At 72.1% G+C, this 15,383-nt stretch carries 14 protein-coding genes; 4 read left to right on the forward strand and 10 right to left on the reverse strand.

Annotated features, from left to right (window positions below):
- Positions 1–55: 55 nt before the first annotated feature.
- From purN to ABZK10_RS00925, 3 genes are read right to left on the reverse strand one after another with little or no spacing between them, the layout of a single operon-like run.
- Positions 56–646 carry a phosphoribosylglycinamide formyltransferase gene (gene purN / locus ABZK10_RS00915; RefSeq protein WP_353807306.1) on the reverse strand — a complete coding sequence of 197 codons (591 nt, stop codon included), beginning with the start codon at positions 644–646 and terminating at the stop codon, positions 56–58.
- Between the two features lie 10 nt (positions 647–656).
- A complete protein-coding gene (locus ABZK10_RS00920; RefSeq protein WP_353807307.1) occupies positions 657–2,045 on the reverse strand; it encodes a cell division protein PerM in 1,389 nt (462 codons plus the stop codon).
- Positions 2,046–2,057: 12 nt separating this feature from the next.
- Positions 2,058–3,545: a hypothetical protein gene (locus ABZK10_RS00925; RefSeq protein WP_353807308.1), complete on the reverse strand. Its 1,488-nt coding sequence runs from the start codon at positions 3,543–3,545 to the stop codon at positions 2,058–2,060.
- A gap of 290 nt (positions 3,546–3,835) precedes the next feature.
- On the opposite strand from ABZK10_RS00925, the gene ABZK10_RS00930 reads away from it, so the two are divergent.
- Positions 3,836–5,902: an MSCRAMM family protein gene (locus ABZK10_RS00930; RefSeq protein WP_353807309.1), complete on the forward strand. Its 2,067-nt coding sequence runs from the start codon at positions 3,836–3,838 to the stop codon at positions 5,900–5,902.
- A 120-nt stretch (positions 5,903–6,022) separates the two neighbouring features.
- On the opposite strand, the gene sucD is transcribed toward ABZK10_RS00930, so the two are convergent.
- The 3 genes from sucD to ABZK10_RS00945 all read right to left on the reverse strand — a co-directional run bounded on the left by sucD (position 6,023) and on the right by ABZK10_RS00945 (position 8,626).
- The gene (sucD, locus tag ABZK10_RS00935; RefSeq protein WP_353807310.1) at positions 6,023–6,925 is read right to left on the reverse strand and encodes a succinate--CoA ligase subunit alpha; all 903 of its coding nucleotides are present in this window, start codon (positions 6,923–6,925) and stop codon (positions 6,023–6,025) included.
- Between the two features lie 35 nt (positions 6,926–6,960).
- Entirely contained in the window at positions 6,961–8,127 is a 1,167-nt protein-coding gene (gene sucC / locus ABZK10_RS00940; RefSeq protein WP_353807312.1) for an ADP-forming succinate--CoA ligase subunit beta, read from the reverse strand.
- A gap of 205 nt (positions 8,128–8,332) precedes the next feature.
- A complete protein-coding gene (locus ABZK10_RS00945; RefSeq protein ID WP_353807313.1) occupies positions 8,333–8,626 on the reverse strand; it encodes a hypothetical protein in 294 nt (97 codons plus the stop codon).
- 149 nt (positions 8,627–8,775) lie between these two features.
- On the opposite strand from ABZK10_RS00945, the gene ABZK10_RS00950 reads away from it, so the two are divergent.
- The 3 genes from ABZK10_RS00950 to ABZK10_RS00960 are packed head-to-tail and all read left to right on the forward strand — an operon-like array spanning position 8,776 to position 10,126.
- The gene (locus ABZK10_RS00950) at positions 8,776–9,105 is read left to right on the forward strand and encodes a DUF7882 family protein (RefSeq protein ID WP_353807314.1); all 330 of its coding nucleotides are present in this window, start codon (positions 8,776–8,778) and stop codon (positions 9,103–9,105) included.
- On the forward strand, positions 9,102–9,401 hold the full coding sequence (locus ABZK10_RS00955) for a hypothetical protein (protein WP_353807315.1): 300 nt from the start codon (positions 9,102–9,104) through the stop codon (positions 9,399–9,401). The genes ABZK10_RS00950 and ABZK10_RS00955 overlap by 4 nt, the downstream gene beginning before the upstream one ends.
- The gene (locus ABZK10_RS00960; protein WP_353807316.1) at positions 9,398–10,126 is read left to right on the forward strand and encodes a VIT1/CCC1 transporter family protein; all 729 of its coding nucleotides are present in this window, start codon (positions 9,398–9,400) and stop codon (positions 10,124–10,126) included. Before ABZK10_RS00955 ends, ABZK10_RS00960 begins: the two co-directional genes overlap by 4 nt.
- On the opposite strand, the gene ABZK10_RS00965 is transcribed toward ABZK10_RS00960, so the two are convergent.
- The 4 genes from ABZK10_RS00965 to ABZK10_RS00980 all read right to left on the reverse strand — a co-directional run bounded on the left by ABZK10_RS00965 (position 10,087) and on the right by ABZK10_RS00980 (position 15,342).
- On the reverse strand, positions 10,087–10,827 hold the full coding sequence (locus tag ABZK10_RS00965) for an FAD:protein FMN transferase (RefSeq protein ID WP_353807317.1): 741 nt from the start codon (positions 10,825–10,827) through the stop codon (positions 10,087–10,089). The genes ABZK10_RS00960 and ABZK10_RS00965 overlap by 40 nt on opposite strands.
- 40 nt (positions 10,828–10,867) lie before the next feature.
- Positions 10,868–11,413 (reverse strand): FMN-binding protein, encoded by a 546-nt coding sequence (locus tag ABZK10_RS00970; RefSeq protein WP_353807318.1) that lies wholly within the window; start codon positions 11,411–11,413, stop codon positions 10,868–10,870.
- Positions 11,410–12,819, reverse strand: coding sequence for a ferredoxin reductase family protein (locus ABZK10_RS00975; RefSeq protein WP_353807319.1), 1,410 nt, complete (start codon positions 12,817–12,819; stop codon positions 11,410–11,412). The genes ABZK10_RS00970 and ABZK10_RS00975 overlap by 4 nt, the downstream gene beginning before the upstream one ends.
- Positions 12,820–12,906: 87 nt before the next feature.
- Positions 12,907–15,342: an ATP-dependent helicase gene (locus tag ABZK10_RS00980; protein WP_353807320.1), complete on the reverse strand. Its 2,436-nt coding sequence runs from the start codon at positions 15,340–15,342 to the stop codon at positions 12,907–12,909.
- Positions 15,343–15,383: the final 41 nt, after the last annotated feature.

A 15,383-nucleotide genomic window follows, 5' to 3' on the forward strand; every position in this document is an offset into this window, starting at 1 on the left:
TCCGGGTCGATCGTCGTGCGGGTCGGGATGGTCGTGCCGACCTGGCTCGCTCCGCTCATGCGTGCAGGCCCTCCAGGTCGATCGTTCCGTTGGCGATGTCGATCACGGCCTGCACCAGCAGGCGGCGCTCGACGGGCTTGATGCGCTCGTGCAGGGTCTGCTCGGTGTCGCCCGCGTGCACCGGGATGCGCTCCCGCGCGATGATGGGCCCCCCGTCGACCGAGTCGTCGACGACGATGAGGCTCGCTCCGGTCTGGGTCACGCCCGCGGCGAGCGCGTCGCGGACGCCGTGCGCGCCCGGGAACTCGGGCAGGTAGGCGGGATGCGTGTTGATCATGCGCGGCGAGAACTCACGCACCACGGCGGGCGGCACGATGCGCATGAACCCGCTCAGGATCACGAGGTCGGGCTCCCAGAAGCGGATCTGGGCGAGGAGCTCGTCGCCCCAGCGCTCGCGGTCGGCGGCCCCGCGGAACGGCACCGTGAAGGTCGGGATGCCGAACTCCTCCCCCAGCACCAGTCCGTCGGCGTCGCGGTCGGCACCGATGGCGACGACGCGGGCGGGGAACTCGGCGTCCTCCGACGCCTCGAGCAGCGCGCGGAGGTTCGAGCCCCCGCCGGAGATCAGCACGACGAGCTTGAGCACGTCGTCGAGCCTACTCGGTGGTGCGGATCACGCTCGTCTCGGCGTCGCGCGGCGACGGGGGCGCCGACGGCCCGGGCGACGTCGGCACCGGGCCGGTGGGCGCCGGAGCGGGCCCCGTCGGCGACGGGTGCGGCGCCGGGGCGGTGACCCGGGCCGCCACGGCGCCGAGCACCGCGGGGATCCCGGTGAGCAGCGCGGCGGCCCCGCCGGCGACCCACCAGTCCGGACCCACCTCGGCGAGGCGACCGGGCCCGGCGGCGCCGCCCGACCACCAGGCGAGCACGGCGAGCAGGACGCCCGCGACGACGCCGGCCGCGAGCCCCTCGCCGACGAGCAGCGTCCACGACCACGCCGGCGAGCGCCGGGCGGGACGCTGCTCCGGCCGACCCGCGGCGCGGCGCGATCGGCGCGCGTCGACGCTGCGGCGCACCGCGAAGCCCGCGGCGAATCCGAGCAGCACCGGCACGAGCAGTGCGAGGTAGCCGAGCCCGGGATCGAGCTTGGGGATCGCGCCGAGCACGGGCAGGCCGGGCACCGGGCCCAGCAGGGTGCCGCCCGGCGAGACGGACGTGCCCGCACCGAGGGCGAAGCCGGGGCCGAGGATCCACGACGACGCCCACGCCACGAGGTTCGGCAGGAGCGCGAGCTGGCCCAGCGCGAGCACGATGCCGCCCGGCACGTCGGCGCGGAGCGACTGCCAGAGCCCCACCACGGTGGCGTAGTCGACGACGAGCGCCGCCGCCACGGCGAGCGCCCCCGCACCGACCACGCCGACGGCCGCGGCGGCCCCCGCGCGAAGCGAGAACCGCGCGGCGTCGCGCCAGGCCGGATCGAACCCGGCGAGCCACGCGCGCAGGCGACCGGCGGTGGCATCCGTCGCCCTGGCCCCGAGCCGGGTCGCCTCGATGCCCGCCCCGACCGCCCCGCCGGCGACGACGAGGAGGGCCGGCACCGCGACCGATTGCACGGCCGATGGGGTGAGGCCCGGGATGCTCGCGGTCGCGGCCAGCAGCCCGCCGACGGCACCGGTCGCCAGCGCGGCCGTGAGGATGCCGCTGACCGAGTGCCCGGCCGCGGCGGAGCGCCGTCCGACGTGGGCGCCGGCACCGACCGTCAGCGCGGTGAACCCCAGCAGCGCGATGGTCACCGTGAAGGAGGCGCCCTCGGCGCCGATGCCGAGCGCCGCGGCCGTGACCGGATCGAGCGACACGGCGAGGTCGACGCCGTTGCCGACCAGCCACGCGAGCGCGGCGGCGCCCCAGGAGGCCGCGAGGTCGCCGGTCAGCTCGGTGCTGATCGCCCAGACCAGCACCAGGGGCACGAACGCGAGGCCCACTCCCACGGCCGCGACGACGAACGCCTCGAGGGCGGCGAGCAGGATGGTGGTCGTGCGTGACATGCCTCGGCGAGCCTACCGGGCGTCGGCTCCCGTCACGGGAGCGTCGTCGGCCGCGTCGCGCTCTTCGACCACGACCTCCTCGACGACGACCTCCTCGACCTCGTCGGCGGCGCCCTCGACCGCAGCGCCCTCGACCGCGGCGCCCTCGACGGCGGCGCCCTCGACGGCGAGCACGTCCTCCTCGGGCAGCCGGAGCAGCTCCACGAGCGCGAGCACCACGAGCACGATGACCACGGTGGCGACGACCAGCCCCACCGTCACCGGCCGGGTGAAGAGCACGGTCGCGGCGCCGATCACGAGCACGGCCACGCGCACGAGGAGCACCTGGCCGTCGAGCCAGCGCCCGAACCCGCCGGTCGAGACCCCGCGCGCGAGGGCGGCTCGGCGGATGCCGCCGAAGCCCGCGGCGGCCAGGTCGCGCAGCCGGCCCGCCGTCTCGGATCCCCCGGCGAACCAGGCGATCACGGCGATCGCGACCCCGAAGAGCGCCAGGGCGACCGCGGTCGCGGCCATGCGGTCGACGATCTGGTCGTAGACCGCCTCTGCCGCGCCGAGCGGCATGAGCGACGGCGACACGGTCGCGAGGAAGTAGAGGCGCGCGACGCCGAAGCCGCCCGCCAGGAAGCCGAGCGAGACGGCGAGCCCGAGGCCCGTCCAGAACAGCGTGCGCGGCCGGTTGCGGGCCGCCACCACGCCGAGCGCGAGCAGGCCGATGACGACCCAGGGCAGCCAGGTGCCCGCGCTCACGGCGAGGGCGTAGACGATCTGCACGGTCACCAGCGCGTCCGACTGCGCGACCACGATCGTGCGGTCGACCTCGGGGATGGAGGCCGCGAAGCCCACGCCGGCGTCGACCAGCCGCTCCTTCACTGCGGCGATCACGGGCGCCAGCTGGATGCCGACCTCGCCGGAGGAGCCGATCGTCAGGGCGGCGTTCGGATCGCCCTGCATCGCGGCGACGAACTGGGTGTGGCTCGCCCGCAGCGCGGTCGCGAAGACCTCCTCGAACGCGTCCGACGCGACGAGGCGGTCGACGATCGTGCCGACGAGGTTCTCGATGCCCTGCACGGCGGGGCCTTCGAGCAGGGTGAGGGCCTGCTTGGCGGCATCCGGGATCTCGAGGGCGCGCACCCCGTCGAAGACGGATGCGGTGAGCCCGGCCACGTCCACCTGCTCGAGCACGACCTCGGTGACCTGGTCGGAGACGTACGCCTGGACCTGCGGGTCCTCGGCGAGCGGAGCGAAGGTGGCGACGAACTGGTCGGTGTCGACCAGCTGCGCCTTGGCCCACCCGCCCAGCACCGCGATGGGCGCGAGCAGCACGCCGAGCACGAGCAGCACGACGGCGAATGCGGTGCGCGCCCGCCCGGTCGGGCGCCGCTTCACGGCGGCGGCGCCCGTGTCGTCGGGGACTTCCGCGATGCTCGCGCGCAGGCGCGCGTTCTCGGCTTCCAGCTCTGCGATGCGCTCCGCGAGCGCGCGGTCCTCGATCGACGACATCCCACCCTCTTCCCGTCGGGGCCAGACTAGCGAGAGCGAGCAGCCGGGCGCGCGGACTTGGTCCCGTGGCATCCGGAAATTTGTTGAGTTTCCCTCATTTGGGGGTCGCGGAAGCACTCGTCGCGGCAGTACTATTTCCTCCGTCGTGAACCCGTCGGCAGATGGGCCACTTCCCCGACACCCGTCGGACGGCCACATCGAAGCGACCCCCAACCCGTGCCTCCCACCCGACCGCCGGCTCACCCGCCCGGCCTGTCCTGGTCGGACGACGTTCCACACCGGAGGCACCGATGTCCCGATACGAATCCACCCCACGACGCGTTCCACCCGACGGCGCCCGGCGCCGCCGGATGCGGCGCCTCACCGCAGTCGGCGCGGGCATCGCCCTCGTCGGCGCCGCGTTCGTCGCAGGTCCCGCGTTCGCCACCCACGGGCTCGTGAGCCTGACCGGCAGCGACTTCGAGATCGACGAGGACGCCAACCTGAAGGTCGACGACGGTGGCGACTGGACCGACTGGGTCACGTTCCCGCACGCGCTGCCCAGCGATCCCGAGAAGCGCAAGGCCGACCTGCCGAGCGGCTCCGGCGACGACTCGTTCGGCCAGGGCTCGAAGGAGGACACCGAGGTACCGAGCGTCGTCGACGGGAGCATCCCGCCGAACAAGTCGGACCTGAAGACCTTCGGCACCTACCTCGAGGAGACCGACGGCGGGGACTTCCTGCACATGTTCTGGCACCGCGTGCAGGATCCGACCGGCACGACGAACATGGACTTCGAGTTCAACCAGTCCGACGAGCTCTCCGACAACGGCGTCACGCCGGTCCGCACCGAGGACGACATGCTGATCCAATACGACCTCTCGAACGGCGGCACCCACCCGGAGCTGTTCCTCTCCAAGTGGGTCGAGACCGGTCCGAAGGCGCTCTGCGAGGCCGCGAACAGCACACCGTGTTGGGGCGTCCGCGTGAACCTGACGGACGCGGACGACGCGACCGGGTCGATCAACACGTCGGCCATTCCGGCCGCCGAGTCGGACGGCCTCGGGAATGTCTCCCCACGCACGTTCGGTGAGGCGACGGTCGACTTCTCCGCGATCGTCGGCGACGACGAGTGCGTATCGTTCGGCAGTGCGTACCTGAAGAGCCGGTCCTCCGACTCCTTCCCGTCCGCGCTGAAGGACTTCATCGCACCGCTCGACGTCGACCTGACCAACTGCGCCAAGGTGATCATCCGCAAGGTGACCGACCCGACCGGCGACAGCACGGAGTTCGACTTCACGACGGCGTTCGAGACCCAGGACGACGGGACCAACCCGACGTTCAGCCTCGGCGACGGCGAGTCGGTGACGTACGACAACGTGTTCTTCGGCAACGGGCTCACGGTCACCGAGTCGGGCCCGCCGAGCGGATGGGACCTGGTCGACATCGACTGCTCGGCCAGCACGAACATCTCGCCGACCGAGGACGAGGCGTCCCAGACGGCGACGTTCAACCTGACGGACTCGGACCAGATCGTCGACTGCACGTTCACCAACCAGGCGCGCGGCACCATCGTGGTGGAGAAGGTGACGACCGACGGGTACGGCCCGTTCGACTTCACGTCGAGCACGCTGCCCGATGCGTCGTTCACCCTCACGACCACGCAGGCGGGCGCTGCCGGGAAGGACTCCAACACCTACGCGAGCCTGACACCGGGCACGTACGACGTGGCGGAGACCGTGCCGGCGAACTGGAACCTCGATTCAGCCACGTGCGACGACGGGTCCGACCCGGCGTCCATCGGCCTGAGCGCGGGTGAGACGGTGACCTGCACGTTCGTGAACGAGCTCGAACGCGGCTCGATCAAGATCGTGAAGACGCGCAAGCACGCGGCAGCCACGGTGCCGAACGCCGATCCGCACGAGGGCGTGACCTTCACGGTCTCGGGCGGTGACCTCACCACGCCGATCGAAGTGCAGACCGATGCGAACGGCGTCGCCTGCGTGACCGGCCTCGTCGTCAGCGCGGTCGCCGGGAACTACACGGTGACCGAGACGGTGCCGAGCGGCTACGAGCTCGACCCGACCACGCCGTCGCCGCAGACCGCGGCGGTGGGCGAGGCCACGGCGACCGATTGCTCGGACACCAGTCCGGGGGCCGTCAAGTCGTTCCACAACATCCCGCTCACGAACCTCACGGTGAGCGTGGACTCGCAGGTCGACGGCGGCACGTACTCGAGCATCGAGTGCGACGCCACCGTGGAGGATCCGGACTCCGATCCGGACATCCCGCTGTCGGCGAAGCAGGACGACCCGAGCGTGACGATCGAGGACCTGCTTCCCGGGACCTACACCTGCGTGGTCGTGATCGACCCGTGACGGAGAGGAGCCGCACGAGCGGCCCGAAATGAGGGCCGCGCATGAACGAGGACCCCGCCGGGATCACCGGCGGGGTCCTCCGCGTACACCCCCGGGAGGGTTCACCGGGTGCGGACGGTCCTACAGGGCCTCGTAGACCTCGCGCAGCAGCGCAGCGGTCTCGGAGGGGGTCTTGCCGACCTTCACGCCGGCGGCCTCGAGGGCCTCCTTCTTGGCCTGGGCGGTGCCCGCCGAACCGGAGACGATCGCGCCGGCGTGGCCCATCGTCTTGCCCTCGGGCGCCGTGAAGCCCGCGACGTAACCGACGACCGGCTTGGTCACGTTCGCCTTGATGAAGTCGGCCGCGCGCTCCTCGGCGTCGCCGCCGATCTCGCCGATCATGACGATCGCCTCGGTCTCGGGGTCGGCCTCGAACGCGGCGAGCGCATCGATGTGCGTCGTGCCGATGATCGGGTCGCCGCCGATGCCGATGGCGGTCGAGAAGCCGAGGTCGCGCAGCTCGTACATCATCTGGTACGTGAGCGTGCCCGACTTCGAGACGAGGCCGATCGGGCCCTTGCCGGTGATCGTGGCGGGCGTGATGCCGACGAGCGACTCGCCGGGCGTGATGACGCCCGGGCAGTTCGGCCCGATGATGCGGGTCTGCTCGCCCTTGGCCTTGTTGTAGGCCCACGCCTCGGCCGTGTCCTGCACGGGCACGCCCTCGGTGATGACCACGAGCAGGCCGATGCCCGCGTCGATGGCCTCGATCATCGCGTCCTTCGTGAACGCCGGCGGCACGAACGCGATCGAGACGTCGGCGCCGGTCTCGGCCATGGCCTCGGCGACCGTGCCGTAGACGGGCAGCTCGACAGGGTTGCCCTCGGCGTCGTGGTGCAGCACCGTGGTGCCGGCCTTGCGGGCGTTGACGCCGCCGACGACCTGGGTGCCGGCCTTCAGCATGAGCGCCGTGTGCTTGGTGCCCTCGCCGCCGGTGATGCCCTGGACGATGACCTTGGAGTCCTTGTTGAGGAAGATCGACATGGTGTTCGCGTGTCCTGTTCTCTGTCGTGAAGGCCCTAGGCGGCGTTGGCGAGCTCGGCGGCCTTGGCGGCGCCCTCGTCCATCGTGGCGGCGAGCGTGACCAGCGGGTGGTTCGCCTCGTTCAGGATGCGGCGGCCCTCCTCGACGTTGTTCCCGTCGAGGCGCACGACCAGCGGCTTGTTCGCTGCCGAGCCGAGCTCGGCCAGCGCGCCCACGATGCCCTTGGCGACCGCGTCGCAGGCGGTGATGCCGCCGAAGACGTTCACGAAGACCGCCTTGACCTGCGGGTCGCCGAGGATGACGTCGAGGCCGTTGGCCATGACCTCGGCCGAGGCGCCGCCGCCGATGTCGAGGAAGTTCGCCGGCTTCACGCCGCCGTGCTCCTCACCGGCGTAGGCGACCACGTCGAGCGTGGACATGACCAGGCCCGCGCCGTTGCCGATGATGCCGACCTCGCCGTCGAGCTTGACGTAGTTGAGGTCCTGCGCCTTGGCCTTCGCCTCGAGCGGGTCGGCCGCCGCGGCGTCCTCCAGCTCCGCGTGCAGGGGGTGACGGAACTCGGCGTTCTCGTCGAGCGAGACCTTGCCGTCGAGGGCGATGATGTCGCCCTCCTCGGTCAGCACGAGCGGGTTCACCTCGACGAGCGTGGCGTCCTCGCCGGTGTAGACCTCGTAGAGCTTGGCGAAGACCGGGGCGACCTTGTCGACGATCTCGGCGGGGAACTTCGCGGCGACGGCGATGGCCTTCGCGCCCTCGAGGTCGAGGCCCGTGTTCGGGTCGACCTCGATGCGTGCGAGCGCCTCGGGCTTCTCGACCGCGAGCTGCTCGATCTCCATGCCGCCCTCGAAGCTCGTGAGCGAGAGGTAGGAGCGGTTGGCGCGGTCGAGCAGCACCGAGAAGTAGTACTCCTCGGCGATGCGGGCGCCGCCCGCGACCATGACGCGCTTGACGACGTGGCCCTTGATGTCGAGCCCGAAAATCGCCTTCGCGGCCTCCTCCGCCTCGTCGGGGGTCTTCGCGACCTTGACGCCGCCGGCCTTGCCGCGCCCGCCGATCTTCACCTGGGCCTTGACGACGACCACGCCGCCGAGCTGCTCGGCAGCGGCGCGCACCTCCTCCGGGGTATCCGCGATGATGCCCGGCAGCACCGGCACCCCGTACTTCTCGAACACGTCTCTGGCCTGGTACTCGTAGAGATCCACGCTGTACTTCCTATCCGCTGGTCAACGCCTGCGTGTGGCTGTGGGGGGTGGTCGGCCCGGCACCTGATGACTCGATGTCGAGATGGTTCGGGCCAGCCAGTAGCCTACCCCTCCGTCGCGCAACGGCACGAAACGTGGGGATCGCAGCCGCGTACCGCAGTGCGTGCACGACGCGCATCGACCGGGGTCGGGCCCGGCCGGCGACTCACTCGAGGTCGATGTCGGGCACCGGGGGCGCGCCGTCGGGCGCGGCCCTCGCGTGCCGGTACGGCACCGAGCGTTCGCCGAGCTCGGCCAGGAACTCCTCCACGTCGGGGTCCCCGCTCCCGTCGTCGATGCGCCGGGCGAGCATCTGGCTGGCGGGCCCGATCACCGCGTCCATCGTCGCGGTGCTGCCGTCGACGTCGACGATCGGCAGCGCCACGTGCGCCGACTGCCGGGCGCCCGCCGCGGACGCCGCGAAGTCGAACAAGCCTGCGACGGCCCGGTCGGCCATCATGAATGACGTTCCCCCATACCAGACGCGATGCATACCAGCAGCGTGCTCCTGCCGGGTCGCTCGACGATAGGGGTTGCGATCGGCCGTTCGGCGCGGTACATGTATCGGACCGCGTCCGGCGCGCGGCGCAGCAGGAGGTACCCGGCCCCATGGGAAAGCTGACCTACGACTCCACCCTCACGGTGGACTTCGACGACCGGGTGCTCGCGCACCTGCAACTCGTCATCGGCGCGAAGCTCCGGCGCGGCGAGTCGTTCTACTTCTCCTGGAAGGACGACACGACCATCGGCAACGGCCGCAGCGCGCTCTGGATGCATCCGTCCATTCCGCTGCACTTCAAGTTCTCGGGCGGGCGGCACCCCTCGATCAACCGCGCCTGGATCGACGCGCTCATGTCGACGGCGAACTCGTCCAGCGGGCTGCAGATCGTGCGCGAACCCGGTGCGCCCGGCAACGGCGGCGGCGAGGAGGCCAAGTGAAGCGGATCAACATCGCCTACGACGGGGCGATCTACTCGATCGGCGAGCAGGAGTTCGAGGAGTACCGCGAGCGCATCACCGCCGCGCACGAGCACAACGAGCCGTTCTGGCTGCGCGTCAACTACGGCGAGGGGCGCCCGCAGCCCGCGGACCTGCTGGTCGCACCGGGCATCCCGATCGCACTCATCCCGATCGCGCCCGGGCTCGACGACCTCGACCACCCCGAGCCCGACGAGGGCGACCCGAGCGACCACGGCGACTCCACGGACGACGACGGGTCGGACACGGACGGATGACCGGCGCCGACGCGTCCGAACCCGAACACGGCGTCGACCCGCACTCGGGCGACGTCGCGTCGCGGCTGAACTGGCTGCGCGCCGGCGTCCTCGGCGCCAACGACGGCATCGTCTCGGTCGCGGCCCTCGTCGTCGGCGTCGCCGCGGCGACCACCGACACCGCCGCGATCCTCATCGCCGGCGTGGCATCCGTGCTCGCGGGCGCGATCTCGATGGGCCTCGGCGAGTACGTCTCGGTGAACAGCCAGCGCGACACCGAGCGCGCACTCATCGCGAAGGAGCGCTGGGAGCTCGAGCACATGCCCGAGCAGGAGCTCGAGGAACTCGCCGGGCTCTACCGCGCGAAGGGGCTCTCGGCCGAGACGGCCGAACGGGTGGCCCGCGAGCTCACCGAGCACGACGCACTCGCCGCGCACCTCGAGGTCGAGCTCCACATCGCGGAGGACGAGCTGTCGAACCCGTGGCACGCGGCCGGCGCCTCGGCGCTCTCGTTCACCATCGGGGCGGTGCTCCCGATGCTCGCGATCCTGCTGCCGCCGCCCGGGTGGCGCATCCCGCTCACGTTCGTCGCCGTCGTGGTGGCACTGGCGTTCACGGGCTGGATCAGCGCGTGGCTGGGCGGCAGCCCGCGGCTGCGTGCCGTCCTCCGCGTCACGATCGGCGGCGCGCTCGCGCTCGCCGTCACCTACGCGATCGGCGCGCTGCTCGGGGTGAGCGTGGCCTGAGGCCAGCCCGGCGTCCGCACGGTGCGTTCCGGGTCGAGCACGGCGAACACGTCCGCGCCCCACTCCGCACGGGCGCGGTCCACGAGCGGCCGCCCGCCCGCGAGCACCGCCGTCGCGAGCACGTCCGCCGTCACGATGTCGTCGGCGACCACGGACGCCTGCACGAGCGGCTCGTCACCCGGCACGCTCCAGACGTGCGCGCCGCGCTCGGATGTGCCCGAGGTCGCGATCGCCCGCCGCGTGCCGTCGAGCACCGCGGTGGCGATCACCCGGCCGCGATCGAACGGATCGGCCACGGCCGCGGTCCACGGGGCGCCCCGTGGGCCCCGACCGCGCACGAGGGCGTCGCCCCCGGCGTCGACGCACCAGTCGGGGACGCCCGCCGCGTCGAGCTCGTCGCCGGCGGCCTCGATGGCGAGGGCCTTGACGATGCCGTCGAGGTCGAGCACGCCGTCGGGCCGGTGCGGGGTGAACGCGCCGCCCGTGCCGTTGCGCCATCGCATCGCGAGGGCGTACGCGTCGCGCACGACCGCAGCGGCGTCGACGAGCGCCAGCGTGCCGTCGCGGACGCGTGCGAGGTCGGTGTCGTCGCGGTAGAGGCTGAAGCGCGACTCCAGCGCGGCGAAGGCCCGGGCGACCCGCGGGACCGGGTCGGCCCGACCCGCCCCGCCGGGCACGATGAGCGTCACCATCGTGCCCATCGCAGGGAACGTGGCGCGTCCGTTGGCGCCGAGGTGCATCTCAGAGCCCCGCCTGGTCGAGTGCCGACTGCAGCGACTGCGCATAGCCGCGGCTCGTGTAGGTCGCCCCGCTGATGATCGAGATGTCCGCCGACTGCGCGGCGAGCGCCTCGGAGCGCAGCGGCTCCTCGACCTGCTGGCTGATGCGCGCCGAGTGGCCGTCGCGGTCCGGCAGCGCCAGCGCCGTGACGTCGGTGATCTCGCCGCCGGAGACGGTGACCTGCACCTGGACGTCGCCGAACCTGGTCGACACGACGTCGCCGGTGTAGGTCCCGTCCGACGCGGCGCTGCCGCTGCCGGTCGTGCCCGTGTCGGTCGCGCCCGTGTCGGACGTCCCCGAATCGGTCGAGCCCGTGTCGCCCGAGGCATCCGCGGACCCGTCGGTCGAGCCGGTCGAGCCCGAGGAGGAGGACGACGAGGTCGTGCTCACCGTCCCGGCCGACTCGGCGACCAGCTGGTCGCCCGTCGACACCGTCGACCAGGCCCACGCCGCCATGATGGCCGTGCTCGATGCCAGCCACGCCACTACCGCTGCTCGTCGTCTCACCAGTCGAACCTCTCTCGATGGATGCGCTCCTCGGGAACGCCCGCCGCCGCGGCGTCCGCGACGACCCGGTCGGACCACTCGCGCGGTCCGCAGATGTAGAAGTCGGTGTCGCGCGCGTCGGGCACGAACCCGACCAGCGAGTGCCCCGCCGCGTCGGCGGCGTCGGTCAGCCAGCCCGACCGGCCGCGCGGGCCCGGCACCGTGATGCACGTGGCGCCCTTGGCCCGGCACAGCCCGGCGATCTCGTCGAACAGGTAGGGCGGCGCGTCTTCGGGGCTGCGCAGCACCACGGTGGCCTGCCCCGGACGGAACCGGGCGTCCTCCAGGAGCGACCGGATCGGCGTCACGCCGATGCCCGCACCGATGAAGGCGATGCGCTCGCTCGTGCGGGCGTCGTCGGTGAACACGCCGTACGGTCCCTCGAGCGCCACCCGGGTGCCCGGTCGGATGCCCGCGAGCGCCCCGGAGCCGTCGCCCAGCGCCCGCACCGTGATGCGCAGCCGGTCGGCGCGCGGCGCCTCGCTTAGCGAGTACGGGTGGGCCTGCCACCACTGCCCGCGGGCGAGGAAGCGCCAGATGAGGAACTGCCCGCCGCGCGCGGCCAGCGCGTCGAGCCGGCGCCCCGTGACGACGATCGAGACGACGCCGGGCGCGAGCGGCTCGACGGCCGCGACGGTCGGGCGGTGCCGGAGGGTCTGCACGACCGGCGCGGCGAACCGGAACACCACGAGCGCGGCGAAGACGGCGGCGACCGCGGCCATCCAGAACCAGCGCTGCCAGGTGCCCTCGGCGAACATCCCGCCGAGCGAGAACTGGTGCGGCAGCGCCGCGAGGGCCGCAGCGTACGCGGACAGGTGCACCAGGTGCCAGACCTCGTAGCGGAACCGGCGACGCACCGCGACCAGCGAGGTGACCACCACGAGCGCCATGAGCGCGAATCCGAGCACGGCGAGCGGCATGTCGGGCAGCGTCCACATCGCGACCGCCTCGGTCCAGAGGTCGGTGCCGGCGGCGAGCGCGTAGGAGGCCAGGAGCAGCGCGACGTGGGCGACGATCAGCAGGAACGCCGGCTTGCCGAGCGAGCCGTGGATCGACATCGCCCGGTCGTGCCCGATCGTGCGGTCGATGAACGGGGTGCGGGCGGCCAGCAGCAGCATGATCAGCACCAGGTCGGTGCCGACGAGGCCCGCGGCGATGCCGATGGCGCCGATCGCGTCGGCGAGGCCGGTGATGCGGGAGAGCCCGCCGTCGGCGATGTACAGCGCGACCACGACCGCCACCGAGGTGACGATGCCGGCCTGGATCAGGTCCTCGCGCAGGCGGCGGCGCGCGGCTCGTGGGGCGAACTCGCCGAGCGTCCGGGCCCGCAGGCCGTCGCGCCGGGCGTCGTGGTGGAGGAGTGCCATGGCGACAGGATGCTCCCCGAGCCTCTGCGCGGAACCGGCGTGCGCTATGCGTCTCCTATGCGGTGCGCACGGGCCGTCGCCGGTCGCTCACAGCTTCTCGATCGGCGCGATCTTGATCAGGAGCTTCTTCTGGCCGGCCGTGTCGAACGAGACGTGCGCGACGCGCTTGGGGCCGATGCCGGTCACCTGGGTGACGCGCCCCTCCCCGAAGTCGGAGTGGCGGATGCGGTCGCCGGCCTCGAGCTCGAGGTCGCCGTTGTCGCGCACGTTCGCGGTGACGCGGTTCGTCCACTCGGTCTTGGCCTTCGTCGCGGACGCGATGCTGAAGCGGTCGCGCCGCTGCTGCTCGCGGGACTGCCGCGAGTTGAGCGCCCGCGGGCGGGTGCCGCCGCGCGAGGTCGCGTCGCCCGGCGACTGCTTCCAGTCGATGAGCTCGTCGGGGATCTCCTGGAGGTACCGGCTCGGCATCGCCACGGAGACCTCGCCGAACTGGGCGCGGCTCATGGCCAGCGACAGGTAGAGCCGTCGGCGGGCCCGCGTGATGCCCACGTAGAACAGGCGGCGCTCCTCGGCCGGCCCGCCGGGCTCGGTGGCCGACATCTGGTGCGGCAGCAGCCCCTCCTCGATGCCGGTGAGGAACACCGCGTGGTACTCGAGCCCCTTCGCGGTGTGCAGGGTCATGAGCGAGACCGTGCCCGACTCGTCGTCGATCTCGTCGGCCGCGGCGACGAGCGAGACCTGGGTGAGGAAGTCGAGCAGGGTCGCGCCCGGGTTCTCGCGGTCGAAGTCGCGGGTCTGGGCGACCAGCTCCTCGACGTTCTCGGCGCGCGCCTCGTCCTGCGGGTCGCGGCTGCCCCGCAGCGCGTCGAGCAGCCCGCTGCCGGCCATGAGGTGCAGCAGCACGTCGGCGACCTTGGTCGGCCCGCCCTCGCGCGCCGGGTCGGCGAGCTCGGCGGCCTCGTCGAGCAGGTCGGCGAGGCCCGAGATGGCGGCGGTGACCTTCGGGCCGAGGCCGAGACCGGATGCCACGCGCATCGCCTCGCGGAAGGTCATGCCGTTCTCGTCGGCGAAGTTCGCCAGCTGCGTCTCGGTGGCCGGGCCGATGCCGCGCTTGGGGGTGTTCAGGATGCGGCGCAGGGCGAGCTCGTCGAGCGGGTTCGCGACGGCGATCAGGTACGCCATGGCGTCCTTGATCTCGGCGCGCTCGTAGAACTTCGTGCCGCCGACCACGCGGTACGGCAGCGCGGAGCGCACGAAGATCTCCTCCAGCGCGCGGGTCTGCGCATTGGTGCGGTAGAACACGGCGATGTCGCGGTACGCGACGCCCGACCGATGCAGCTCGTCGATCTCGTCGGCGATGAACTGCGCCTCGTCGTGCGCCGAGTACCCGGTGTAGCCGACGATCTTCGCGCCGCTGCCGTCGGCGGTCCAGAGCTTCTTGTCCTTGCGATCGAAGTTGTTCGCGATGACGGCGTTGGCCGCCGAGAGGATGTTCTGGGTCGACCGGTAGTTCTGCTCGAGCAGCACGACCTTCGCCCCCGGGAAGTCGCGCTCGAACTCGACGATGTTGCGGATGTCGGCGCCCCGGAAGGCGTAGATCGACTGGTCCGAGTCGCCGACCACCGTGAGGCTCGCGCCGGGGATGCGCCCGTCGTCGTCGGCGAGCACCCGCATGCGCACGCCGTGCGTCTCGAGCTCGGCGACCACGTCGGGCTCCACCGGTCGCGTGAGCTCGCGGATGAGCGAGTACTGGGCGTGGTTCGTGTCCTGGTACTCGTCGACGAGGATGTGCCGGAACCGCCGCTGGTAGAGCGCGGCGACCTTCGGGAACGCCCGGAACAGGTAGACCGTCTCGGCGATGAGGTCGTCGAAGTCGAGCGCGCTCGCGTCGCGCAGGCGCCGGGTGTACTGGCGGAAGACGTCGAGGAACATCGCCTCCTGCGGGTCGTCGAGGTTCGCGTTGCGCGCGTACGACTCGACGTCGGCGAGCTCGTTCTTGAGCTTGGAGATCTTCGCGGCCGCACCCGCCGGGGTGAATCCGAGCGTGTCGGCCGAGGTGTCCTTGATGATGCGCTTCAGGATGACCCGCTGGTCGGCGGAGTCGTAGATCGTGAACGTCTTCGACAGGCCGATCGCCTCGGCCTCGCGGCGGAGGATGCGCACGCAGGCCGAGTGGAACGTCGAGATCCACATGCCGCCGGATGCCTCGCCGAGGAGTGCCTCGACCCGCTCGCGCATCTCGGCCGCCGCCTTGTTGGTGAACGTGATCGCGAGGATCTGGCTGGGCCACGCCTCGCGCGTCTCGATCAGGCTCGCGACGCGATGCGTCAGCACGCGCGTCTTGCCCGATCCGGCACCCGCCACGATGAGCAGGGCCTGCCCGCGGTACTCGACGGCCTCGCGCTGCTGCGGGTTGAGTCCGTCGAGCAGCGACTCGGAGACCCGCGGGGACTCGTCGGTCGCGGTCCGTCCGGCGGACTCGCGCCAGCCGCCGGGTTCGTCGGGATCGAGGATCAAGGTCATGGCTGCTCAAGTCTAGGCGCGGCGTACGACCCTCGCGCCCG

This window comes from Agromyces sp. SYSU T00194 (genome assembly GCF_040496035.1).
Lineage (GTDB): Bacteria > Actinomycetota > Actinomycetes > Actinomycetales > Microbacteriaceae > Agromyces > Agromyces chitinivorans.